This is a genomic window from Lentzea chajnantorensis, assembly GCF_054300775.1.
In genome coordinates, this window is record NZ_JBSDZT010000002.1 from 2,558,562 (window position 1) to 2,579,368 (window position 20,807).

A 20,807-nucleotide genomic window follows, 5' to 3' on the forward strand; every position below is an offset into this window, starting at 1 on the left:
CGATTCGGGTTCGGCGGCTCCCCTCTGGCACAATTGACCGCTGTCCGCCGCGGTCGGCCCCTCTGCCCGGGCCGCGGCTGTGCGAACCACCAACACAGAGTTCGAGGAGTACCAGGCCCGTGGCCGTCAAGATCAAGCTTCAGCGTCTCGGCAAGATCCGCCAGCCGTACTACCGCATCGTGGTCGCCGACGCGCGCACCCGCCGCGACGGCAAGGCGATCGAGACGATCGGCAAGTACCACCCGAAGGAAGAGCCGTCGTTCATCGCGGTCGACTCCGAGCGTGCGCAGTACTGGCTGGGTGTCGGCGCGCAGCCGACCGAGTCGGTCCAGCGCCTGCTGGAGATCACCGGTGACTGGCAGAAGTTCAAGGGCCTGCCGGGCACCGAGGGCACCCTGAAGGTCAAGGAGCCGAAGCCGTCGAAGGCCGACCTGTTCGCCGCCGCGCTCGCCGCCGCGAACGAGGAGCCGATGACCGAGGCCACCACGCCGAAGGCGAAGAAGGCCAAGAAGGCCGACGAGGCCCCCAAGGCTGACGCCGAGGCCACCAAGGACGAGGCGTGAGTTTGTTGGCTGACGCCCTCGAACACCTCGTTCGCGGCATCGTCGACCACCCGGACGACGTCCGGGTGAACCTCGTCACGACCCGCCGCGGCCGCACCCTCGAGGTCCACGTCCACCCGGACGACCTCGGCAAGGTGATCGGTCGCGGCGGTCGCACCGCGACGGCTCTGCGCACCGTGATGGCCGGCATCGGCGGTCGTGGTGTGCGGGTCGACGTCGTCGACACCGACCGCTGAACGAACTTCAAGGGCAAATGGACGTCGTTGTCGGCCGTGTGGCCAAGGCGCACGGGATCACCGGCGAGCTCGCCGTTGACGTGCGCACTGATTCACCCGAACTGCGGTTCGCGCTCGGAGCCACGCTCCAGGCCAAGCTGCGTGACGGCACGTCCCGAAGCCTCACCGTGTCAGCCGCCCGGCCTCATGCCGGGCGGCTGCTCGTGCGTTTCGCCGAGGTCGTCACGCGCGACGTCGCCGAGGCGTTGCGCGGCACGTTGCTGCTGGGCAGCACCGACGACCTGCCGCCGAACGACGACCCCGACGAGTTCTACGACCACGAGCTCGAAGGGCTCGCGGCGGAGCTCGTCGACGGCACGAAGCTCGGCACGGTCAAGGAGGTCCTGCACGGACCCGGCGGTGAGCTGCTCGTCGTGCTCCGCGACAGCGGTGAGGCGCTGATCCCGTTCGTGCGCGAGATCGTGCCGACCGTGGACGTGCGCGGTGGCCGTGTCGTGATCGACCCGCCAGAGGGCCTGCTCGATGCAGATTGACGTCGTCACGATCTTCCCGGAGTACCTGGCGCCGCTGCGTGCCGCGTTGCTCGGGAAGGCGATCGACAAGGGCCTGATCAGCGTCGGCGTGCACGACCTGCGCGACTGGACCCAGGACGTGCACAAGGCTGTCGACGACAGCCCGTACGGCGGTGGGCCCGGCATGGTCATGAAGCCGGACATCTGGGGCCACGCGCTCGATGACGTGTGCACGGACTCCACGCGCCTCATCGTCCCGACGCCGGCCGGACGCCCGTTCACGCAGGCGCTCGCCCACGAGTACGCGGGCGAATCGCACCTCGTGTTCGCGTGCGGCCGTTACGAAGGCATCGACCAGCGTGTCGTCGATGACGCCGCACGGCGCGTGCGCGTCGATGAGGTGTCCATCGGGGACTACGTGCTGGTGGGCGGTGAGGTGGCGGTGCTCGCGATCGTGGAAGCGGTCGCACGGCTGCTGCCCGGCGTGCTCGGCAACCCGAAGTCGCACGCCGAGGACTCGTTCCAGGACGGCCTGCTGGAGGGCCCGAGCTACACGCGGCCCGAGGTGTGGCGCGAGCTGGCGGTACCGGACGTGCTGCGCTCCGGCAACCACCGGCTGATCCACCGCTGGCGGCGTGACCAATCGCTCGCCAGGACCCTCGAAAGGCGTCCTGACCTGCTGGAGGCGTTGCCGGCGGACGCGTTCGACAAGCACGACCGGGCCCTGCTCGCACGCCTGCGCGAGGGCGGGGAGTAGCCCGATTTCGTCCCGGAGTGCCTGGTCTGGCACACTGGACCAGTTGCCGCAGCCGGTGTCACATCGGCGTGCGCACCAAGCCGACCCCCATCATGTCGTGCACAGCCATGGAACATGCTCTGGGGAGTTCACAGACACACGTGAGGACCACCGATGAACATCCTGGACGCACTTGACGCCCAGTCGCTGCGCTCCGACGTCCCGGCCTTCCGCGCCGGCGACACGCTGAAGGTCCACGTCCGCGTCATCGAAGGCCAGCGCGAGCGCGTCCAGGTCTTCCAGGGCGTCGTGATCCGTCGCCAGGGCGGCGGCATCCGCGAGACCTTCACCGTCCGCAAGGTCTCCTTCGGCGTCGGTGTCGAGCGCACCTTCCCGGTGCACTCCCCGAACATCTCGGAGATCGAGGTCGTCACCCGCGGTGACGTGCGGCGCGCCAAGCTGTACTACCTGCGCGAGCTGCGCGGCAAGGCCGCCAAGATCAAGGAGAAGCGCGAGGCCCGTCCGGTCTCCTGATCGGTGGCTTCAGGCCCAGAGGACTTCGAGGACGCCTCCGCACCGGATGAACCGGGGCGGGGGCGTGCTCTTGTCTGGAGGGATGTTCTCCACGTCGTCGTGACGGCGGTCGTGCTGACAGTGCTGATCCAGGCGTTCGTGGCGCGGGTCTACGTGATCCCCTCGGCGTCGATGGAACGCACGCTGCACGGCTGCTCCGGGTGCGAGAACGACCGCGTGCTGGTCGACAAGCTCACCTACCGGTTCAGCGACATCGAGCCGGGCGAGGTGATCGTGTTCCGCGGCCCCGAGGCGTGGGGGACGAACGACTTCCGCGGCGCCCCGCCGTCGACGAACCCGATCGCGCGCGCTGTGCGCAACGTCGGTTCGCTGGTGGGCATCGCGCCCGCGAACGAACGCGACTTCGTCAAGCGCGTCATCGCGTTGCCTGGTCAGACCGTGGAGTGCTGCGACGCGCAGCACCGCGTGGTGGTCGACGGCAAACCGCTCGATGAGCCCTATGTGCATTGGCAGGCGGGCACGTCGCCGGCCGACCACGAACCGTTCGCGCCGATACGAGTTCCGGATGGGCGCCTGTTCGTAATGGGCGACAACCGCATGAACTCCACCGATTCGCGCAAACAGGGCGGCGGGGGCGTAGCGGGCACAGTGCCCGTCGAGAACGTCATCGGCAAGGCGCGGTACGTCGTTTTCCCGAAAGAACGGTGGCGTGCGGTGTCCGACCACAACCCTCAGCCCCTAGGCTGATCTCGTGGTTGACGTCGATCCAGAGCACACGCCGTCCAGTGACGAGCCGACTTCGGACGCTTCGGGCGAAACCTCGAAGAAGAAGAAAAAGGGCAACTTCTGGAAGGAACTGCCGGTTCTCATCCTGGTCGCGTTCGGTCTCGCGATCGGCATCCAGGTCTTCCTCGGCCGCGTCTACATGATCCCGTCGGAGTCGATGGAGACGACGCTGCACGGGTGCACCGACTGCTACGGCGACCGGGTGCTCGTCGACAAGGTCACCTACCGCTTCAGTGAGCCCGCGCCCGGCGACGTGATCGTGTTCCGCGGGCCGCCTGCCTGGCAGAACGACTTCCTCGTCGACGAGCCGGGCAACCCGGTCTCGGAGGGCCTGTCGTGGCTCGGGTCGCTGGTCGGCCTGCCGTCGGCCAACGAGGAGGACTTCGTCAAGCGCGTGATCGCCGTGGGCGGGCAGACGGTGAAGTGCTGCGACGAGCAGAACCGGGTGCTCGTGGACGGCAAACCGCTCGACGAGCCGTACAAGCACTTCGACGAGGGCACCGAGGCGGTGCAGGAGTCGTTCGAGGAGCTGAAGATCCCCGAGGGCAAGCTGTTCGTGCTCGGCGACAACCGCAACCACTCGTGCGACTCGCGCTGCCAGGGGCAGGGTGGCCTGAACGGCCTGGTCCCGGTGGATGACGTGATCGGCAAGGCGCGCGTGATCGTGCTGCCCCCGTCGCGGTGGCAGGGCGTGTCGGACCACAACCCGCAGGTCGTGTCGATGGGTGCGCCGGGATGGCAGGAAACCGTCCCGATGGGCCTGGGTATCGTCGCCGCGTGGCCGCTTCTGTTGCTCGGACGCCGACTGCGGGACCGATTCCGCCGATGACGATGCTGATGCCGCCCCGTGCGGTCGTACGCGGCTCGTCGGGGAACTGGGCGCTGCAGAGCACGCTGGAACGCCGTGGCCTCGGTCCGGTCGCCGGTGTTGACGAGGCGGGGCGCGGGTCGTGCGCGGGGCCGCTGGTGATCGCGGCGTGCGTGCTGCGGCCGGGTGACGCGGCGCGGTTCGAGGGCCTGAACGACTCGAAGCTCATGACCGCGGCGGCGCGCGACCGGATGTACGACCTGGTGCGCAAGCGTGCTTTGGATCACTCCGTCGTCGTGGTGTCGCCGGCCGAGATCGACGCGTTCGGCATCCACGTCATGAACATCGAGGGCATGCGCCGGGCCGTGGCGCAGCTGTCGACGCAACCCGGGTACGTGCTCACCGACGGTTTCAAGGTGCCGGGGATGCCCGCGCCGAGCGTCGCGGTGATCAAGGGCGACCAGGCGGCAGCGTGCGTGGCGGCGGCATCGGTGCTGGCCAAGGTCACGCGGGACCGCATCATGGCCGAGCTGCACGAGCGGTGTCCGGAGTACGCGTTCAACGTGCACAAGGGCTACTGCACGGCCGAGCACACGGCTGCGTTGATGGAGCACGGGCCGTGCGCGGAGCACCGCTGGTCATGGGTGAACGTGGCCGCCGCGGCACAGAAGCACGGTCTCGCCGCGCCGCACAGGGTGGCGCGCAGCATGGCCGCGACGGCCGTGGTCCAGAATGGGGCTTCCCCGGAGAACATCCGGGAGCTCGCGACGAGGGAGGGCGCGGAGCAGATGAACCGCGCGGAGGCGTAATGAGTGCAGAGGATCTCGAGAAGTACGAGACCGAGATGGAGTTGTCGCTGTACAAGGAGTACCGCGACATCGTCAGCCAGTTCTCGTTCGTCGTGGAGACCGAACGGCGGTTCTACCTGGCCAACTCGGTGGACGTGCAGGTGCGCAACGCCGACGGCGAGGTGTACTTCGAGGTGCGCATGTCGGACGCGTGGGTGTGGGACATGTACCGGCCCGCGAGGTTCGTCAAGAACGTTCGTGTCATCACTTTCAAGGACGTGAACGTGGAGGAGCTGGACAAGCCGGACCTGCGCCTGCCGGAGAGCGGGCCGTTCCCCACGTAGCACACCCCACCGACAACTCCGCCGTTTCAAGATCCACAACGGCCGACTTGTCCACAGCCACCGAGTTGTCCACAGATTCCCCTCGGCCCCACCACCCGCCCCGCCCCACCCTGCAAGGTCGTACCCAACGACCCGCAGGGAGGCGAAGGCGATGGAAGCACCGGTACTGGTCCGCAGGCGGCCGCAGCAGGACCTGGCCCGCAGGGGTGAGGACCTGGCGTGCAGGTACCTGGAGCAGCAGGGCCTGGTGGTCCTGTCGAGGAACTGGACGTGCCGCGACGGAGAAGCTCGACGTCGTCGCGGTCGACAGCGGCCAGCTGGTGGTCGTCGAGGTCAAGACGCGCACGGCGCCGGCCTGGGGGCGTCCGGACGAGGCGGTCGACGAGCGCAAGCTGAGCCGCTTGCGGCGCACGGCGCTGCGCTGGCTCGGCGCGCACCAGGTCGGGTGGTGCCCCGTGCGGGTGGACCTGATCTCGGTGCTCTGGCCACCGGGCGGCGAACCGCAGGTGCAGCACCTGCGAGGGGCCTGACGTGGGCCTCGCGCAGGCGTGGTCGGTGTCGCTGTACGGCGTCGACGGCCTCGTGGTCGAGATCGAGGCGGACGTGGGGGTCGGCCAGCCGCGCACCCACCTGCTCGGGCTGCCCGACGCCGCGTTGCACGAGTCCAAGGAGCGGGTGAAGGCCGCCGTCCGCAACACGCGGGAGGAGTGGCCCAAGCAGCGCATCGTGCTGGGCCTGTCCCCGGCGGCGCTGCCGAAGGGCGGCAGCAGCTACGACCTCGCGATCGCCTGCGCCACCCTGTCGGCCGCCGGCTCGGTCCCGCCCGACCGCCTCGGCAGCACCGTGCTGCTGGGCGAGCTGGCGCTCGACGGCCGGGTCCGCGCGGTCCGCGGCGTCCTGCCCGCCCTGCTGGCCGCCCGCCGCGCCGGCCTGCGCACCGCCGTGGTGCCGGTGGACGCGCTGCCGGAGGCCGCCCTGGTCGACGGCGTGGAGGTGCACGGCGCGCAGACGCTGGGCGAGGTGCTCACGTGGCTGCGCGGCGACGTCCCGGCGCTGGCACCCGTCCCCGAGCTGGCCGACCCGCCACCGCCGCAGGTCCCCGACCTGACCGACGTCGTGGGCCAGCCCGAGGCGCGCTGGGCCCTGGAGGTCGCCGCCGCGGGCGCCCACCACCTGCTGCTGACCGGCCCGCCGGGCACCGGCAAGACGATGCTCGCCGAACGCCTCGCCGGCCTGCTGCCACCCCTGAGCCGCCAGGACGCGCTGGCCGTCACCGCCGTCCACTCGGTGGCGGGCGTGCTGTCGAGCAACGCGCCGCTGGTGTCCAGCCCGCCGTTCGTGACGCTGCACCACACGACCTCCATCGCCGCCCTGGTCGGCGGCGGCAGCGGCCTGGCGAAACCCGGCGCCGCCTCCCGCGCGCACCGCGGCGTCCTGTTCCTCGACGAGGCCTGCGAATGGGGCCAGAAGGCCATCGAGTCCCTGCGCACCGCCCTGGAGGACGGCGAGATCCGCATCGCCCGCCGCGACGGCACCGCCCGCTACCCGGCCCGCTTCCAGCTGGTGCTCGCCACGAACCCCTGCCCCTGCGCCCCGCCGAAGGAGATCGACTGCTGCTGCACCCCGGCCGTGCGCCGCCGCTACCGGTCGCGCCTCTCCGGCCCCCTGCTCGACCGCGTCGACCTGCGCGTCCGCATGCGCCCGATGACCGCGATGTCGAACGCCGACGCCACCCCACCCGAACCCACCGCCACAGTGCGAGCCCGCGTCCTCGCCGCCCGCACCCGAGCCGCCGCCCGCTGGTCCGCCCACGGCCACCCCTGGCAGACCAACGCCGACGTCCCCGGCCCCTCCCTCCGCCGCGAGTTCGCCCTCCCACGCCCCGTGACCGCCCTCCTGGACCGCGCCCTGGCCACCGGCGCCCTGACCGGCCGCGGCGCCGACCGCTGCCTCCGCGTCGCCTGGACCCTCGCCGACCTCTCCGAGTCCGCCCGCCCGACCTCCGACCACGTGGCCGCAGCCCTCTCCTTCCGCGACCGCTCCTAACCCACCCCCAACTCCGCCCGCCCACCACGACCCACCCGCCCACGACCCACCCGCCCACAACCCACCTCGCCCGCGCGGGCAACCAGCCCCAGCAACGCCATCGCCCGCCCCACTGCGGCGACCGCCGCCCCACCTCCCACCCCACGGCCACCGCTGCCACACCGCTGCTGCCACACCGCTGCCCCACCACACGACCACCGCCGCCCCACGGCCACCGCCCCACGGCCACCGCCCCACCGCCACCGCTCCAGCACGGTTATCACCGCACATCGAGGGCGGCGCCTGCCGAAGCCAAAGCAGCGTCCGCCAGGCCCAAGGCGGCGTCCGGCAAGCCCAAGCCCTCTGTCCTGATCCGCCCAGCTCAATTAGCTCAGTCCCGTCCGACCCCGTCCGGCCGAATCCCGCCCGGCCGAGTCCCTCCCCGACCCAGCCCGACCGGGCTCGCCCGCCGCCCAGGACCGACACATCCCCGGCCCGAACTACGCCGTTCGACCCGCCCCGTTCGACCCGCCCCGTTCGGCCCGACCCGTTCAACCCGCCCCGACCCGCCCCAACCCGACCCGGCGCTGGCCGCCGCCCACTTCCCGCCGCATTCCGCCACCACCAGACCGCCGGGCGCGGAGCCCACTCCCACTCCGCGCCCGGCCCCACCCCCCGCCCTTCCGGAACCGCATGACCCCCAGACAGCCGGACACAGAGCGTTCGATCCCCGGCTCTGCGTCCGGCCCCACAGGCGGGACGCCCGCCCCTCCCCGGCGGGCGTCCCGCTCTCCTCCCCACAACGCCGCCCACGCGCCTCCAGCTCTCCTCAGCCCGTCCCCTCCCGAACCGATCAACCCACCCACCTCAGACACCTCAGACAGGAGTCCGACCGTGAACCTGTTCTCCGCCTCGCCCGCCCTGGCCATCGCCGCCTCGCCGACCGCAGGCCTGCCATCCCTCCGGCTGCCCTCGGTGGTCCGCGTATGGACTCCTGCCACCAGTCCGCCGTGGTGGCCACGTCCATGGCAGCGGTGGCTTCCCTGGTGGTGGTTCCAGTGAGCGGCACCGCGCCCGACGACGTGCGTCTTGCCAGGGCATACCTCTCGCGTGTTGCTGAACCGCATGCCGGGGCGCTGGCCGGGCTGGTGTCGGAGGTGGGGCCGGTGGAGGCGGCGCGGTTGGTGCGAAGCGGCGAAGTTTCGCCGTCGGTGGTCAGCCAGACGTCCGCGCGCAGGGCCGAGGAGCGGGCGCATGAAGACCTTGAGCGCATCGCTGGGCGGGGTGGGCGGTTGGTGGTGCCCGAGGACGCGGAGTGGCCGGGGTGGCCGTTCATCGCGTTGACGTTGGGGCACGCGCGGCGGTTGCGGTGTGGTGGTGAGCCGTTGGCGTTGTGGGTTCGGGGGCCGTACGACCTGGGGGAGGTCACCGAGAAAGCGGTGGCCGTCGTCGGGTCGCGGGCTGCCAGCGGGTACGGCGAGCACGTTGCCGCCGAGTTCGGGTACGGGCTGGCGCAGGCCGGGGTGACCGTTGTTTCCGGTGCGGCGTACGGGATCGACGGTGCGGCTCACCGGGGTGCGCTCGGCGGTGGCGGGGTGACGGTCGCGGTGCTGGCCTGCGGGGTGGACATCGCCTACCCGGCCGGGCACCAGGGGTTGCTCGGGAAGATCGCGAAGGAAGGACTGGTGATCAGCGAGTACCCGCCGGGGGTGACGCCGGCGCGGCACCGGTTCCTGACGCGCAACCGGCTCATCGCGGCCTTGGGGGTCGGGACCGTCGTGGTCGAGGCGGGGCGGCGCAGCGGGGCGAAGAACACGGCGGCGATCACGGTGGCGTTGGGGCGGGTGCTCATGGCCGTGCCGGGACCGGTGACGTCCGCGAGCTCTGCCGGGTGCCACGAGCTGCTCAGGGACCGGCAGGCGGAACCGGTCAGTTCCGTTGCGGAGGTCGTGGAGTCGGTGGGGCGGTTCGGGGACGACCTCGCCACCCAGCCCGCGCAGAAGCAGAGCGAGATCGGCGCACCGCAGGGCGAGGCGATGCGCGTGTACGAGGCGCTCGGGAAGCGCAGCGCGGTCAGTGCCGAGGTCGCGTCGGTCGAGTCCGGGGTGGCGTTGGAACGGGTGCGGGCGTTGTTGCCCGAGCTGGAGCTGGCCGGGTTGGCGCTGCAGGCCGACGGCGGCTGGCAGCGGGTGGAGGTGCCGCGGTGATCAGGTGACCGCATGACCTGCGCTTCTCATCTGTCCATTGTGGAGTCAAAATGAATCTGTCAGCGGTTCTGGTGTTAGGGCTTCATTCCACGTTGAGAGGGAAGAAGGTGGGCCTTCGGCCGATTGGGCGGTCGTGGTGGCCGTGAACGCTACTCCGAAAGGTGATCCGTGGCCGTTGTTGTGCCGATTGTCGTCACGGGGAGTGGGAACGTTACCGGCTGAACGATCATGAGAGCGCTCCCAGACGGCGTGGGGGTGTGGCGAGACTTGACCAAACGCCCCGACTGGCGCAGCGTCTTGGCCTATGTCCCCGCCGCCGCATGGTCGGACACGCCGTGTCGATCTCGTTCGCCTGCGCGAAAAACTGCCGACCAACGTCGCGGAGGCGTTGCGGCAGTACGAACGGCACCTCACGTTGGAGCGTGATCTCTCGCCGCACACGGTGCGCGCGTACATGGGAGATGTCGTCGCGCTGCTCGGACACGTCGCGGGGGACACGCCGGAGAACGCCGACGTGGGCCGGATCGACCTGACCGGGCTGCGGTCGTGGCTGGCTGCTCAACGCGCGGAAGGGTCGAGTCGCACGACCCTCGCGCGGCGTGCGGCGGCGGCACGGACGTTCACGGCCTGGGCGCACCGGGCCGGGCACCTCGCCGCGGATCCCGGTCCGCGGCTCGCCGCGCCGCGGCCGCACCGCACGTTGCCGGCGGTGTTGCGGGCGGATCAGGCGAAGGACGCGATGGAGGCCGTATCCTCTGGCGCTTCCGAGGGCGATCCGGTTGCGCTGCGTGATCAGGCCGTGGTGGAGTTGCTGTACGCCACAGGTGTCCGCGTGGCTGAGCTCTGCGGGCTTGACCTCGACGACGTCGACTACTCCCTAAGGGTGATTCGAGTTCTTGGCAAAGGTGGACGCGAGCGCACCGCACCGTTCGGCGTTCCGGCCGAGCGAGCATTGCGGCGTTGGCTCGACCAAGGCCGGAATGCCCTGGTAGCAGCCGATTCACCGCCGGCGCTGTTCCTCGGCGCCCGCGGCGGCAGGCTCAACCAGCGGGCCGTTCGCCAGCTGGTGCACGAGGTCGTCGCCGTGGTGCCGGACGCACCGGACATCGGGCCGCACGGGTTGCGCCACTCCGCTGCGACCCATTTGCTGGAAGGAGGAGCGGACCTGCGCACCGTCCAAGAACTGCTCGGTCACGCTACGCTCGCAACGACTCAGCTTTACACACACGTCACTGTCGAACGGCTGAAGGCGATCCATGACCGAACCCACCCCCGTTCCTGACGCCGCAGGGGGAGGATCGCGTACGGCGACCGTGCCCCCTGAACCCATCGTGCCCGCAACCGCCACCAAGCAGGCGAGCAACGGTCACCGTCAGAACGGCGCGCCGCGCACTGAGGTGAGCACCGGGTCGGCCCCAGAACCCGGTGCGGACACGCACGTCAACGGCACGCCTGTGGCCGCTCCGACCGCGGTGACGCGCGCGGACGTGCGGTCCGGTGACGACGTCGAGGCCGGCATCGTCGCGCTGTGGCGCAGCTATGGCGGGTCGCGCGACCAGAACGAGCGCGACCGCCTCGTCCTGCACTACGCGCCGCTGGTCAAGTACGTCGCCGGCCGCGTCGGAACCGGCCTGCCCGCGCACGTGGACGTGGCCGACCTGATCCAGTCCGGCATCTTCGGCCTCGTCGACGCCATCGAGAAGTTCGAGCCGGAACGCGGCCTCAAGTTCGAGACCTACGCCATGCAGCGCATCCGCGGTGCGATCCTCGACGACCTGCGCTCGCAGGACTGGGTGCCGCGCTCGGTCCGCAGCCGCGCCCGCGACGTCGAACGCGCCCTCGAACGCCTCGGCGCCAAGCTCCAGCGCACGCCCACCGACCGCGAGCTCGCCGCAGAGCTGAAGATCGGGCTGGCCGAACTGCGCGAGCTCTACGGCCAGCTGCAGCTCACCAGCGTCGTCGCCCTCGACGAGCTGATCGCGCCGAACAAGGGCGGCTCCTCGCTCGCCGAGTCGCTGCCCGACGACGCCGCGGAGGACCCGGTCGCGAGCCTCGTCGACCAGGACAGCCGCCGGCAGCTCGCCGACGCCATCGCCCAGCTCGCCGAACGCGACCGCGTGGTCGTCACCCTGTACTACTTCGAGAACCTGACGCTCGCCGAGATCGGCAAGGTCCTCGGCGTGACCGAGTCCCGCGTCTGCCAGCTGCACACCCGCGCCGTCCTGCGCCTGCGCACGAAGCTCAACGAGCAGTCCGAGGCCTAGACCGCCTCCTTTCCGTCGCAACCTGGTCCGTACCGGGCTGCCGTTGACACGCGCCTGTGGTCTCGCCGCCGGAACATGACCGCTGAGCCACGGTTGATCGACTGGGGTGGGTGGTGGCCTGAGGCCGCCTGACCGGGCTGGTGGACTGAGCCTGGTGGGCCTCAGGCTCGTAGACCCGAAGCCGCTGGACCGGGCTGGAGGAGCTGGGGTTGCGGACAGGGTGGGTCGGGGCTGGTGGACAGGGTGGTTCACCAGGGACCGCCGGACCGAGCTGCGGTTCGCGCTGTGGCTCGCGCTGTGCACCCGCCGCCCGAACGGGGCATCTCGCCGCTGCCCGATCGGGGCCATGGCTCACCACCTCGCGCCCTGGGGTCCCCTGTCGTGTCGGAGGGCGCCACGAAAGGGCGGCTTGAGGTCTCAAAGAGGTGAGTGGGGCTCGGAAACGAGGGTGAATCGGGCCTCCCGGAGGGGTGTCTGGGGCAATTCACTCGATCGAGTGGCGATCGGTTGCGCAGTGGAACCGGGGTGCGCGAGCGGCCCGTGCGGGCGGTGAGCGGAGGGCGGGTCACGGGCTGTGGATCACGGGCTGTGGATCACGGGCTGCGGGCCGTGGACGGCGGGGGTGTGGGGAGCAGGCGGACGCGGCCGGAGGAGAGCAGGCGGAGCGGGTCGACGTAGTCGTGGCCGCGGCGGGCGCCCCAGTGCAGACACGGGGTCGGGCAGTGGCCGGGCTGGAGGTGGCCGATCACCTCGCCGCGGCGAACGGTGCTCCCGGCGGTGACCGCGGGCGTGATCGGTTCGTAGGTCGTGCGCAGGGGGCCGCGGTGCTGGAGCGAGACCAGGGTTCTGGCGGCGACCGCGCCCGCGTAGGCGACGGTGCCGTCGGCGGCTGCCAGCACCGGTGTGCCGGCGGGGGCGGCCAGGTCGACGCCGCGGTGGCCGGGGCCGAACGGTGTGGCGGGGGCGGTGAACGCGCGCACCACGGGGTGCGGCGGGGGCAGGGGCCACGAGCAGCGCGTGGTGGCCGGGGTCAGGAGGGTCGCCAGGAGCAGGGTGGTGGGGAGGAGCATGGGGACAGCTTCGGGTAGGGGATGTCCCGGGGACCACCGGCGAGCTGGGAACTGTGGACAACTCGGGGGTTGTGGACAAGTGCTCCCTCCGGCTACCTGCCGATTGGAGGTTTGTCGGGGGTGGGGCGTAGACTGTCGGGCGCGTCCCGTCTGTGCGGGACGACTTCGCGTGCCAACGCAGATCCGACCTGCTGTCGCTAGCTGGGTCGAGTCACGACGTCCGACGGTCCTGGCGGTGCAGAGATGCTCCGCGGGTGCGGGCGGCGGCTACGGCACCAGGGCCGACGGCCGCCCCGGCCGGAGGCGTCAACCGAACCGACGCGCAAGGTGAGACCTGGCGCGTCCGACAGATGAGGTGCGAACCGGCCATGGCCGTCGTAACCATGAAGCAGCTGCTCGACAGCGGCGTGCACTTCGGGCACCAGACCCGCCGCTGGAACCCGAAGATGAAGCGCTACATCTTCACCGAGCGCAACGGCATCTACATCATCGACCTGCAGCAGACGCTGACCTACATCGACCGGGCTTTCGAGTTCGTCAAGGAGACGGTCGCGCACGGCGGGTCGATCCTGTTCATCGGCACCAAGAAGCAGGCGCAGGAGGCCATCGCCAACGAGGCGCTCCGCGTCGGCATGCCCTACGTGAACCAGCGCTGGCTGGGCGGCATGCTCACCAACTTCTCGACGGTCCACAAGAGGCTCCAGCGCCTCAAGGAGCTCGAGTCGATGGAGCAGACCGGCGGTTTCCAGGGTTTCACCAAGAAGGAAATCCTGATGATGAACCGCGAGAAGGACAAGCTGGAGCGCACGCTCGGCGGTATCCGCGACATGTCCAAGGTGCCCAGCGCCGTGTGGATCGTGGACACCAAGAAGGAGCACATCGCGGTCGGTGAGGCTCGCAAGCTGAACATCCCGATCGTGGCGATCCTCGACACGAACTGCGACCCGGACGAGGTCGACTACCCGATCCCGGGCAACGACGACGCGATCCGTTCCGCCGCCCTGCTGACCAAGGTCGTGGCCGAGGCCGCCGCCGCCGGTCTCATGCAGCGCTCCGGTGCCCGTCGCGACGCCGCCGAGGGCCAGGACAAGCCCGAGGTCGCCGTCGACGAGCCGCTGGCGGAGTGGGAGCAGGAGCTCCTCACCAACACCTCCGCCGAGGCCAGCACTTCTGCCGAGGCCAGCACCTCCGCCGAGGCCCCGGCCGCGGCAGAGCAGCCCGTCCAGTCCTGATCTCCCACGCGGCGCCCGCACACCAGCGGGCGCCGCGTGACTCAAGCGCGTACATCGCAGAAGGAAAACGATGGCGAACTACACCACCGCGGACGTCAAGAAGCTCCGCGAGCTCACCGCCGCCGGCATGATGGACTGCAAGAAGGCCCTGGACGAGGCTGACGGCGACTTCGAGAAGGCCGTCGAGATCCTGCGCATCAAGGGCGCCAAGGACGTCGGCAAGCGCGCCGAGCGCACCACGTCCAACGGCCTCGTCGCCGTCAAGGACGGTGCCATGGTCGAGCTGCGCTGCGAGACGGACTTCGTCGCCAAGAACGCCGACTTCATCGCGCTGGCGGACGAGATCGTCGCGATCGCCAAGGCCAACAAGGTCGCGGACGTCGAGGCCCTCAAGGCCGTCGAGGTCGACGGCAAGACCGTGGACGCGCTGGTCCAGGAGTTCTCCGCCAAGATCGGCGAGAAGCTCGAGCTGGCCAAGGCCGTCGACTTCGACGGTGCCGTCTCGACCTACCTGCACAAGCGCGCCGCCGACCTGCCGCCCGCCGTGGGCGTCCTGGTCGAGTACACCGGCGACAACGCCGAGGCCGCCAAGGGTGCCGCGATGCAGATCGCCGCGATGCGCCCGAAGTTCGTCACCCGTGACGAGGTCCCCGAGGACCTGGTCGCCAACGAGCGCCGCATCGCCGAGGAGACCGCTCGCGAGGAGGGCAAGCCCGAGGGCGCGCTCCCCAAGATCGTCGAGGGTCGCGTCAACGGCTTCTTCAAGGACGTCGTGCTCCTGGAGCAGGCTTCCGTGACGGACAGCAAGAAGACGGTCAAGGCCCTGCTGGACGAGGCCGGCGTGACGGTCACCCGTTTCGCTCGGTTCGAGGTCGGCCAGAGCTGATCACGGTGAGGGCGGGGTTGCGAGAAGACGGCGACCCCGCCCTTGCTATGTCCTGACCAATGGCGCTGAGGAGGACTGACCTGTGAGCGAAGAAGGTAGCCACGGCTACAACCGGGTGATGCTCAAGCTCGGTGGCGAGATGTTCGGCGGTGGTGGCGTCGGGGTCGATCCCGATGTCGTCCAGACAGTCGCCCGGCAGATCGCTGCGGTCGTCCGGTCCGGCGTGCAGGTGGCCGTCGTCATCGGTGGTGGCAACTTCTTCCGCGGCGCGGAGCTGCAGCAGCGCGGCATGGACCGCTCGCGCGCCGACTACATGGGCATGCTTGGCACGGTCATGAACTGCCTGGCGCTGCAGGACTTCCTCGAGCGCGAGCACGGCATCGACACCCGCGTGCAGACCTCCATCCAGATGACGCAGGTCGCCGAGTCCTACATCCCCCGCCGCGCGATGCGTCACCTGGACAAGGGCCGCGTCGTGATCTTCGGTGGCGGCGCGGGTCTGCCGTACTTCTCCACCGACACCACCGCCGCCCAGCGCGCGCTGGAGATCGGCTGCGAGATCGTGCTGATGGCCAAGGCCGTCGACGGCGTCTACACGGCCGACCCCAAGATCGACCCGGACGCGCTGATGTTCGACAACATCACCCACCGCGAGGTGCTGGAGCGCGGCCTCAACGTCGCCGACGCCACGGCGTTCAGCCTCTGCATGGACAACAACATGCCGATCCTCGTCTTCAACCTCCTCACCGAGGGGAACATCGCGCGCGCGGTCCGTGGTGAGAAGATCGGCACCCTGGTCAACACCCCCGGTGGCCGGCCCGCCTTCTAGACCTGGTGGGATCAGACCTGGACCGGGACAAGGGCACGAACACGCAGAGCAAGGAGCAGTCGTGATCGACGAGACCCTCCTCGATGCCGAGGAGAAGATGGAAAAGGCGGTTTCGGTGGCGAAGGAGAACCTCGCCTCCGTGCGGACCGGTCGAGCGACTCCCTCGATGTTCAACCGCATCAACATCGACTACTACGGCTCGATGACGCCGCTGAACCAGATGGCCAGCATCTCGGTCCCCGAGGCGCGCATGGCGGTCGTCAAGCCGTACGACGCGAGCCAGCTGAACGCGATCGAGAAGGCGATCCGGGACTCCGACCTGGGCGTCAACCCGAGCAACGACGGCACCGTCATCCGCATCGTCATCCCGCAGCTCTCCGAGGAGCGCCGCCGGGACATGGTGAAGGTCGCCAAGCAGAAGGGCGAGGACGCGCGCGTCTCCGTCCGCGGTGTCCGCCGCAAGGCGAAGGAAGAGATCGACAAGCTCGTCAAGGACGGCGAGGTCGGCGAGGACGACGGCGCACGTGGTGAGAAGGAGCTCGACGCTCTGACCCACAAGTACACCGCGCAGGTCGACGAGCTCGTGAAGCACAAGGAAGCCGAGCTCCTCGAAGTCTGATTCCCCCTGATGGTTCGCCCGGCCGAGTCGCGGCAGGCGTGATTGCCCTGGCCGGGCGGAGGTCGTGATGGGAGCACAGGTGGCAGGCGGTCCCGCGGACGTGCCCGCGTCGAAGCCGTCGCGGGCGGGACGTGACCTGAGGTCGGCGGTCCTGGTCGGCGTCGGCCTCGGCGCGGTGATCATCGCGTCGCTGCTGACCGTCAAGGAGACCTTCATCGGCATCGTCGCGGCCGCCGCGGCGGTGTCGACGTGGGAGCTCGCGAACGCCTTCAAGAAGGGCGGCATCAACGTCGCCCTGTGGCCCGCTCTCATCGGCGGCCAGGCGATCATCTGGCTGTCCTGGCCGCTGGGCCGCGACGGCATGATGACCACGCTCGTGGCCACCGTGCTGGTCTGCATGTTCTGGCGGTTCCGCGGCGGTTCCGACGGTTACCTGCGCGACCTGAGCGCGTCGGTGTTCACCGTCGTCTACGTGCCGCTGTTCGCGGCGTTCGCGGCCATGCTCGTCGTCCCCGACGACGGTGCAGGCCGCGCGTTCGCGTTCATCATCGGCGTGGTGCTGTCCGACGTGGGCGGGTACGCGGCCGGTGTGTTCCTCGGCAAGCACCCGATGGCGCCGACGATCAGCCCGAAGAAGTCCTGGGAGGGCTTCGCCGGTTCACTGGTCGCCGGCGTGGCCGGTGGCGCGATCACCGTCACCACGCTGCTGGACGGCCAGTGGTGGCACGGCGCGCTGTTCGGTGCCGCGATCGTCGTCACGTCCACCGCGGGCGACCTGGTCGAGTCGCTGATCAAGCGCGACCTCGGCATCAAGGACATGGGCACGCTGCTGCCCGGCCACGGCGGCATCATGGACCGGATGGACTCGCTGCTGCCGTCCGCCGTCGCCTCCTGGCTGCTGCTGCACCTGTTCGTGCAGTGACGCCCCACTAGTCGTCGAACGGGTCGTCCACCGCGGTGCGCGGCTCGGCCTCGACGACGCGGGACGGGTCGATCACGGAGAACGCCATTCCCGCGTGGTCCTCGACCACGGTGATGCGCCCGAACGGCGTGTCGTAGGGCTCCACGGTGACCCGTCCGCCGAGCTCCAGCACGCGGTAGGCCACGGAGTCCGTGCCGATCTCCGGCGCGGCGTTGAAGTACACCATCCAGTGCGAACGCTCGCCGTAGGGGAACTCGCGGCCCATCTTCTGCCGGCCGAAGACCTCGACGCCCTCGATGGACCACGACGCGTAGTCCAGCCGTTGCCCGTCGCCGATCTGCGTGATGTCGAAGCCGCACAGCTCGCCGAAGAACTCGTCGGCCGCCGCGCCGTCGCGGGTGTTGAGCTCGGCCCACGCGTAGGCGCCGTGCCCGTTCATGCCGAACCGCCAGTCCTCCGGTACGTGCCGGAACCCGACGACGGCGCCGGTCGGGTCGCTGATCACGGCGCTCTGGGTGTGGTCCGCCCCGTCCTCGGGGTCGCGCAGCACCGAGCCGCCGAGCAGGAGGGCCTTCTCCGCTGTGGCCCGCGCGTGCGGCGTGACCAGGTACAACCGCCACGGCTCCGGTTCACCCTGCGGTAAGCCGGCGACGGGGACGCCGTCGACCATCGCCACCGTGCAGCCGTTGTCGTCGGCGTAGTGCCAGCCGAACAGTCCGGTGTAGAACTCGATCGTCGCCCGGAGGTCGTCGACGGAGCGTTCGACCCAGCACGGGCTGCCTCCGAGTAAGGGCGCGAGCTGGGGTGTGTTGGGCGCGATCGACACTGCCGCCTCCTGCAGGGAAGGAATGCGGTCACGCTACGCCGTAAGTGGACGAATTCGTACGGTCACCGGCAAATAGAGGTCTTACAGTGGCTGCGTGAGGGGATTCGTGCGGGCGGCGCTGGCGGCGGTGCGCCCGGTGGACGTGGTGCCGAGCCCGAACATCTGGCATTGGCCTGAGGTCTACGAGGTGGAGAACCGCGCGCAGGACGTGCATGGCGCGATCTGGGCGGCGTTGCGCGAGGAGTGCCCGTTCGACTCGGCCGACGTGGTCGACGTCGGCTGCGGTGACGGTTTCCACCTGCCGATCTTCGCCGCGTCCGCGCGTTCGGTCGTCGGCGTGGAACCCCACCCGCCGCTCGTCGCGCGGGCTGGCCGACGGGTGGCCGGGCTGCCGAACACCCGCGTCGTGTCCGGGCCCGCCCAGCGGTTGCCGCTCGACGACGCCTCGGCCGACCTGGTGCACGCGCGGACGGCGTACTTCTTCGGTCCCGGATGCGAACCGGGGCTGCGGGAGGCGGACCGCGTGCTGCGGCCGGGTGGCGCAATCGCGATCGTCGACCTCGACGGGTCGGCTGAGCCGTACGGGCCGTGGTTGTGCGCGGACGAGCCGCGGTACGACCCGGCCGCCGTGGAGAAATTCTTCACGGACAACGCGTTCTCGTTGCGCCGGGTCGTCGCCGAGTGGCGGTTCGAGTCGCGCGAGGCCCTAGAGTCGGTGTTGCGCATCGAGTTCTCCGCCGGGGTGGCTGAGCGGGCGATCGCGTCCGTTGAGGGGTTGAGCTTTCCGGTCGGGTATCGGCTGCACGTGCGGCGCAAGCCGACCGGGCTGATCGTGTGAGCTGGGGAGCGTGGCTCCCCTGGGACAGGTGATCATGGCCAAGTTCAAGTGCAAGTGCGGCACCGTCACTCGGGATGACGACCCCGACCACGGCTTGCTGATGTTCCGGTCGCGTGACTACGAGGACGACTCGGTTGCCGAGCTGGGTGACATGCTGGGGAGGTGCATGCAGGTCATCGATTGTCCGACATGCGGCCGGCTCTGGGTTTGGCGGGAGCGCCGGGGAGACGCTCCGCCGACGGAGTACACGAGGCAGCCGCCGGATCCGGACTAGGCTTCGGTTCGTGGAGAAGCGAAACGCAGGCAGGTTGAACCGCCAGGTCGGCGTCGTCGGGCTGGGGTGCTGGCAGCTCGGCGCCGACTGGGGCGAGGTGGACGAGAGCGAGGCGCTCGCGCTGCTGCACGCCGCCGCCGACACGGGGGTCGACTTCTTCGACACCGCGGACGTGTACGGCGACGGGCGCAGCGAGACGCTCGTCGGGCGGTTCCTCAAGGAGCGCAAGGACGACGGCGTCTTCGTGGCCACCAAGATGGGGCGGCGGCTGCCGGCGCAGACCACGGAGGGGTACAACCGCGAGAACTTCCTCGCGTGGAACGACCGGAGCCGCCGCAACCTCGGGGTGGACACGCTCGACCTGGTGCAGCTGCACTGCCCGCCGACGCCGGTGTACAGCCGGGACGAGGTGTACGACACGCTCGACGAGATGGTGGAGCAGCAGCGGATCGCTGCTTACGGCGTGTCGGTGGAGAAGGTCGAGGAAGCGCTCGAGGCGATCAAGCGGCCGAACGTGGCCAGCGTGCAGATCATCCTGAACGCGTTCCGGCTCAAGCCGCTCGAAGAGGTGCTGCCCAGGGCGGCCGAGGCGGGGGTCGCGATCATCGCGCGGGTGCCGCTGGCCTCCGGGTTGTTGTCCGGCAAGTACAGCAAGGACACGCAGTTCGGCGCGGACGACCACCGCAACTACAACCGCAACGGTGAGGCGTTCGACGTCGGCGAGACCTTCTCCGGGGTGCCGTTCGAGGTGGGGCTGGAGGCTGTGGAACGGCTCCGGCCGCTGGTGCCCGAGGGCGCGTCCATGGCGCAGTTCGCGCTGCGGTGGATCGTGGACCAGGCCGGTGTCACCGTGGTGATCCCCGGTGCTCGCAACGTGGAGCAGGCGCGGTCCAACGCGGCGGCGGCTGAGTTGACCGGAGTGGACCAGAAGGCGGTCGAAGCGGTGTACGACGAGCTGATCAGGCCGCACGTGCACGACCGGTGGTAGGTCACTCCTCGGCGAGGATGGCGTAGAGCTTGCGCCGCAGCTCGTTGTAGAGCTCGACGGCACGGGCCTTCTGCTCGGGCGTGCCCGCGTGGGAGATCTGCTCCATCGCGCTGCCGAGCAGCCGGATCGCGGTGCGCAGCTCGCCGTCGACCGGGTCGAGCTGGAAGTTGATGTCGCGCCAGGGCGGGGCCGTGTGCTCCGTCCTGCCGTGCTCGGTGAGGGTGAACAGCTTCTTGCCTCCTTCTTCTGCGGAGGAGATCAGGCCCTCGTCGGCCAGCATCTGCAGCGTCGGGTAGACCGAGCCGGGGCTCGGGCTCCAGCCGCCGCCGGTGCGCCGGGCGATCTCCTGGATGATCTCGTAGCCGTGCATCGGGCGTTCTGCCAGCAAGGACAGCACAGCCGCACGGACGTTGCCGCGCCGTTGGCGGCCGCCCCTGCCACCGCCCCCGAACGGGCCGTGGCGGTGCCTGTGAACGTGGTTCCTGTGGTGTGGTCTCATCATCATGCCGTTAACGATATA

General features: G+C 70.1%; 24 protein-coding genes and 2 pseudogenes. 23 read left to right on the forward strand and 3 right to left on the reverse strand.

Annotated elements, in window-relative coordinates; all coding sequences use genetic code 11:
- Nucleotides 1–119 precede the first annotated feature (119 nt).
- From rpsP to ACVDFE_RS13440, 15 genes and pseudogenes are all read left to right on the forward strand, one after another.
- Nucleotides 120–563: a 30S ribosomal protein S16 gene (rpsP, locus tag ACVDFE_RS13370; RefSeq protein WP_360390990.1), complete on the forward strand. Its 444-nt coding sequence runs from the start codon at nucleotides 120–122 to the stop codon at nucleotides 561–563.
- Nucleotides 560–799 carry an RNA-binding protein gene (locus tag ACVDFE_RS13375; RefSeq protein ID WP_030468017.1) on the forward strand — a complete coding sequence of 80 codons (240 nt, stop codon included), beginning with the start codon at nucleotides 560–562 and terminating at the stop codon, nucleotides 797–799. Before rpsP ends, ACVDFE_RS13375 begins: the two co-directional genes overlap by 4 nt.
- A gap of 17 nt (nucleotides 800–816) precedes the next feature.
- Nucleotides 817–1,332 carry a ribosome maturation factor RimM gene (gene rimM / locus ACVDFE_RS13380; RefSeq protein ID WP_360390988.1) on the forward strand — a complete coding sequence of 172 codons (516 nt, stop codon included), beginning with the start codon at nucleotides 817–819 and terminating at the stop codon, nucleotides 1,330–1,332.
- Nucleotides 1,322–2,068, forward strand: a complete 747-nt coding sequence (trmD, locus tag ACVDFE_RS13385) for a tRNA (guanosine(37)-N1)-methyltransferase TrmD (RefSeq protein WP_458430611.1) — start codon at nucleotides 1,322–1,324, stop codon at nucleotides 2,066–2,068. The genes rimM and trmD overlap by 11 nt, the downstream gene beginning before the upstream one ends.
- A gap of 153 nt (nucleotides 2,069–2,221) precedes the next feature.
- Nucleotides 2,222–2,581: a 50S ribosomal protein L19 gene (gene rplS, locus ACVDFE_RS13390; RefSeq protein WP_360390982.1), complete on the forward strand. Its 360-nt coding sequence runs from the start codon at nucleotides 2,222–2,224 to the stop codon at nucleotides 2,579–2,581.
- A 3-nt stretch (nucleotides 2,582–2,584) separates the two neighbouring features.
- A pseudogene (gene lepB, locus ACVDFE_RS13395) lies at nucleotides 2,585–3,316 on the forward strand (signal peptidase I); the annotation flags it as partial.
- Between the two features lie 16 nt (nucleotides 3,317–3,332).
- Nucleotides 3,333–4,196: a signal peptidase I gene (gene lepB / locus ACVDFE_RS13400; protein WP_458430612.1), complete on the forward strand. Its 864-nt coding sequence runs from the start codon at nucleotides 3,333–3,335 to the stop codon at nucleotides 4,194–4,196.
- Nucleotides 4,193–4,984, forward strand: coding sequence for a ribonuclease HII (locus ACVDFE_RS13405; RefSeq protein ID WP_458430613.1), 792 nt, complete (start codon nucleotides 4,193–4,195; stop codon nucleotides 4,982–4,984). Before lepB (ACVDFE_RS13400) ends, ACVDFE_RS13405 begins: the two co-directional genes overlap by 4 nt.
- Entirely contained in the window at nucleotides 4,984–5,307 is a 324-nt protein-coding gene (locus ACVDFE_RS13410; protein ID WP_030468024.1) for a DUF2469 domain-containing protein, read from the forward strand. Before ACVDFE_RS13405 ends, ACVDFE_RS13410 begins: the two co-directional genes overlap by 1 nt.
- A 151-nt stretch (nucleotides 5,308–5,458) precedes the next feature.
- Nucleotides 5,459–5,551: pseudogene (locus tag ACVDFE_RS13415) on the forward strand (hypothetical protein); the annotation flags it as partial.
- A gap of 76 nt (nucleotides 5,552–5,627) precedes the next feature.
- Nucleotides 5,628–5,837 (forward strand): YraN family protein, encoded by a 210-nt coding sequence (locus tag ACVDFE_RS13420; protein ID WP_458434325.1) that lies wholly within the window; start codon nucleotides 5,628–5,630, stop codon nucleotides 5,835–5,837.
- 1 nt (nucleotide 5,838) lies between these two features.
- A complete protein-coding gene (locus ACVDFE_RS13425; protein ID WP_360390972.1) occupies nucleotides 5,839–7,353 on the forward strand; it encodes a YifB family Mg chelatase-like AAA ATPase in 1,515 nt (504 codons plus the stop codon).
- A gap of 1,037 nt (nucleotides 7,354–8,390) precedes the next feature.
- Complete coding sequence (gene dprA, locus ACVDFE_RS13430) at nucleotides 8,391–9,539, forward strand: DNA-processing protein DprA (RefSeq protein ID WP_458430614.1); 1,149 nt, start codon at nucleotides 8,391–8,393, stop codon at nucleotides 9,537–9,539.
- Nucleotides 9,540–9,843: 304 nt separating this feature from the next.
- The gene (locus ACVDFE_RS13435) at nucleotides 9,844–10,821 is read left to right on the forward strand and encodes a tyrosine recombinase XerC (protein WP_458430615.1); all 978 of its coding nucleotides are present in this window, start codon (nucleotides 9,844–9,846) and stop codon (nucleotides 10,819–10,821) included.
- Nucleotides 10,796–11,803, forward strand: coding sequence for a FliA/WhiG family RNA polymerase sigma factor (locus tag ACVDFE_RS13440; protein ID WP_458430616.1), 1,008 nt, complete (start codon nucleotides 10,796–10,798; stop codon nucleotides 11,801–11,803). Before ACVDFE_RS13435 ends, ACVDFE_RS13440 begins: the two co-directional genes overlap by 26 nt.
- Before the next feature lie 593 nt (nucleotides 11,804–12,396).
- Here the strand turns inward: ACVDFE_RS13440 and ACVDFE_RS13445 are convergent.
- Nucleotides 12,397–12,873, reverse strand: a complete 477-nt coding sequence (locus tag ACVDFE_RS13445; protein WP_458430617.1) for a M23 family metallopeptidase — start codon at nucleotides 12,871–12,873, stop codon at nucleotides 12,397–12,399.
- Between the two features lie 368 nt (nucleotides 12,874–13,241).
- Between ACVDFE_RS13445 and rpsB the strand changes: the two genes are divergently transcribed.
- From rpsB to ACVDFE_RS13470, 5 genes are all read left to right on the forward strand, one after another.
- Nucleotides 13,242–14,105, forward strand: coding sequence for a 30S ribosomal protein S2 (gene rpsB / locus ACVDFE_RS13450; protein ID WP_360390957.1), 864 nt, complete (start codon nucleotides 13,242–13,244; stop codon nucleotides 14,103–14,105).
- A gap of 70 nt (nucleotides 14,106–14,175) precedes the next feature.
- Entirely contained in the window at nucleotides 14,176–14,991 is an 816-nt protein-coding gene (tsf, locus tag ACVDFE_RS13455; protein ID WP_360390954.1) for a translation elongation factor Ts, read from the forward strand.
- 118 nt (nucleotides 14,992–15,109) lie between these two features.
- On the forward strand, nucleotides 15,110–15,820 hold the full coding sequence (pyrH, locus tag ACVDFE_RS13460; protein WP_458434326.1) for a UMP kinase: 711 nt from the start codon (nucleotides 15,110–15,112) through the stop codon (nucleotides 15,818–15,820).
- Nucleotides 15,821–15,881: 61 nt separating this feature from the next.
- Nucleotides 15,882–16,439 carry a ribosome recycling factor gene (gene frr / locus ACVDFE_RS13465; RefSeq protein ID WP_360390948.1) on the forward strand — a complete coding sequence of 186 codons (558 nt, stop codon included), beginning with the start codon at nucleotides 15,882–15,884 and terminating at the stop codon, nucleotides 16,437–16,439.
- A 67-nt stretch (nucleotides 16,440–16,506) separates the two neighbouring features.
- Entirely contained in the window at nucleotides 16,507–17,361 is an 855-nt protein-coding gene (locus ACVDFE_RS13470; RefSeq protein WP_458430618.1) for a phosphatidate cytidylyltransferase, read from the forward strand.
- Between the two features lie 7 nt (nucleotides 17,362–17,368).
- Here the strand turns inward: ACVDFE_RS13470 and ACVDFE_RS13475 are convergent, their stop codons facing one another.
- A complete protein-coding gene (locus ACVDFE_RS13475) occupies nucleotides 17,369–18,187 on the reverse strand; it encodes a VOC family protein (RefSeq protein WP_360390943.1) in 819 nt (272 codons plus the stop codon).
- Between the two features lie 94 nt (nucleotides 18,188–18,281).
- Between ACVDFE_RS13475 and ACVDFE_RS13480 the strand changes: the two genes are divergently transcribed.
- From ACVDFE_RS13480 to ACVDFE_RS13490, 3 genes are read left to right on the forward strand one after another with little or no spacing between them, the layout of a single operon-like run.
- On the forward strand, nucleotides 18,282–19,025 hold the full coding sequence (locus ACVDFE_RS13480; protein WP_458430619.1) for a class I SAM-dependent methyltransferase: 744 nt from the start codon (nucleotides 18,282–18,284) through the stop codon (nucleotides 19,023–19,025).
- Between the two features lie 34 nt (nucleotides 19,026–19,059).
- Nucleotides 19,060–19,299: a hypothetical protein gene (locus tag ACVDFE_RS13485; protein ID WP_458430620.1), complete on the forward strand. Its 240-nt coding sequence runs from the start codon at nucleotides 19,060–19,062 to the stop codon at nucleotides 19,297–19,299.
- Nucleotides 19,300–19,309: 10 nt separating this feature from the next.
- The gene (locus ACVDFE_RS13490) at nucleotides 19,310–20,287 is read left to right on the forward strand and encodes an aldo/keto reductase (protein WP_458430621.1); all 978 of its coding nucleotides are present in this window, start codon (nucleotides 19,310–19,312) and stop codon (nucleotides 20,285–20,287) included.
- A gap of 1 nt (nucleotide 20,288) precedes the next feature.
- Here the strand turns inward: ACVDFE_RS13490 and ACVDFE_RS13495 are convergent, their stop codons facing one another.
- Nucleotides 20,289–20,684: a PadR family transcriptional regulator gene (locus tag ACVDFE_RS13495; protein WP_360390932.1), complete on the reverse strand. Its 396-nt coding sequence runs from the start codon at nucleotides 20,682–20,684 to the stop codon at nucleotides 20,289–20,291.
- Nucleotides 20,685–20,807: the final 123 nt, after the last annotated feature.

Coding starts and splice junctions, on each gene's coding strand:
- rimM (WP_360390988.1), top strand. CDS start 817: ATGGACGTCGTTGTCGGCCGTGTGGCCAAGGCGCACGGGATCACCGGC.
- trmD (WP_458430611.1), top strand. CDS start 1,322: ATGCAGATTGACGTCGTCACGATCTTCCCGGAGTACCTGGCGCCGCTG.
- rplS (WP_360390982.1), top strand. CDS start 2,222: ATGAACATCCTGGACGCACTTGACGCCCAGTCGCTGCGCTCCGACGTC.
- ACVDFE_RS13405 (WP_458430613.1), top strand. CDS start 4,193: ATGACGATGCTGATGCCGCCCCGTGCGGTCGTACGCGGCTCGTCGGGG.
- ACVDFE_RS13410 (WP_030468024.1), top strand. CDS start 4,984: ATGAGTGCAGAGGATCTCGAGAAGTACGAGACCGAGATGGAGTTGTCG.
- ACVDFE_RS13435 (WP_458430615.1), top strand. CDS start 9,844: ATGTCCCCGCCGCCGCATGGTCGGACACGCCGTGTCGATCTCGTTCGC.
- ACVDFE_RS13440 (WP_458430616.1), top strand. CDS start 10,796: ATGACCGAACCCACCCCCGTTCCTGACGCCGCAGGGGGAGGATCGCGT.
- ACVDFE_RS13445 (WP_458430617.1), bottom strand. CDS start 12,873: ATGCTCCTCCCCACCACCCTGCTCCTGGCGACCCTCCTGACCCCGGCC.
- rpsB (WP_360390957.1), top strand. CDS start 13,242: ATGGCCGTCGTAACCATGAAGCAGCTGCTCGACAGCGGCGTGCACTTC.
- tsf (WP_360390954.1), top strand. CDS start 14,176: ATGGCGAACTACACCACCGCGGACGTCAAGAAGCTCCGCGAGCTCACC.
- pyrH (WP_458434326.1), top strand. CDS start 15,110: ATGCTCAAGCTCGGTGGCGAGATGTTCGGCGGTGGTGGCGTCGGGGTC.
- ACVDFE_RS13470 (WP_458430618.1), top strand. CDS start 16,507: ATGGGAGCACAGGTGGCAGGCGGTCCCGCGGACGTGCCCGCGTCGAAG.
- ACVDFE_RS13485 (WP_458430620.1), top strand. CDS start 19,060: ATGGCCAAGTTCAAGTGCAAGTGCGGCACCGTCACTCGGGATGACGAC.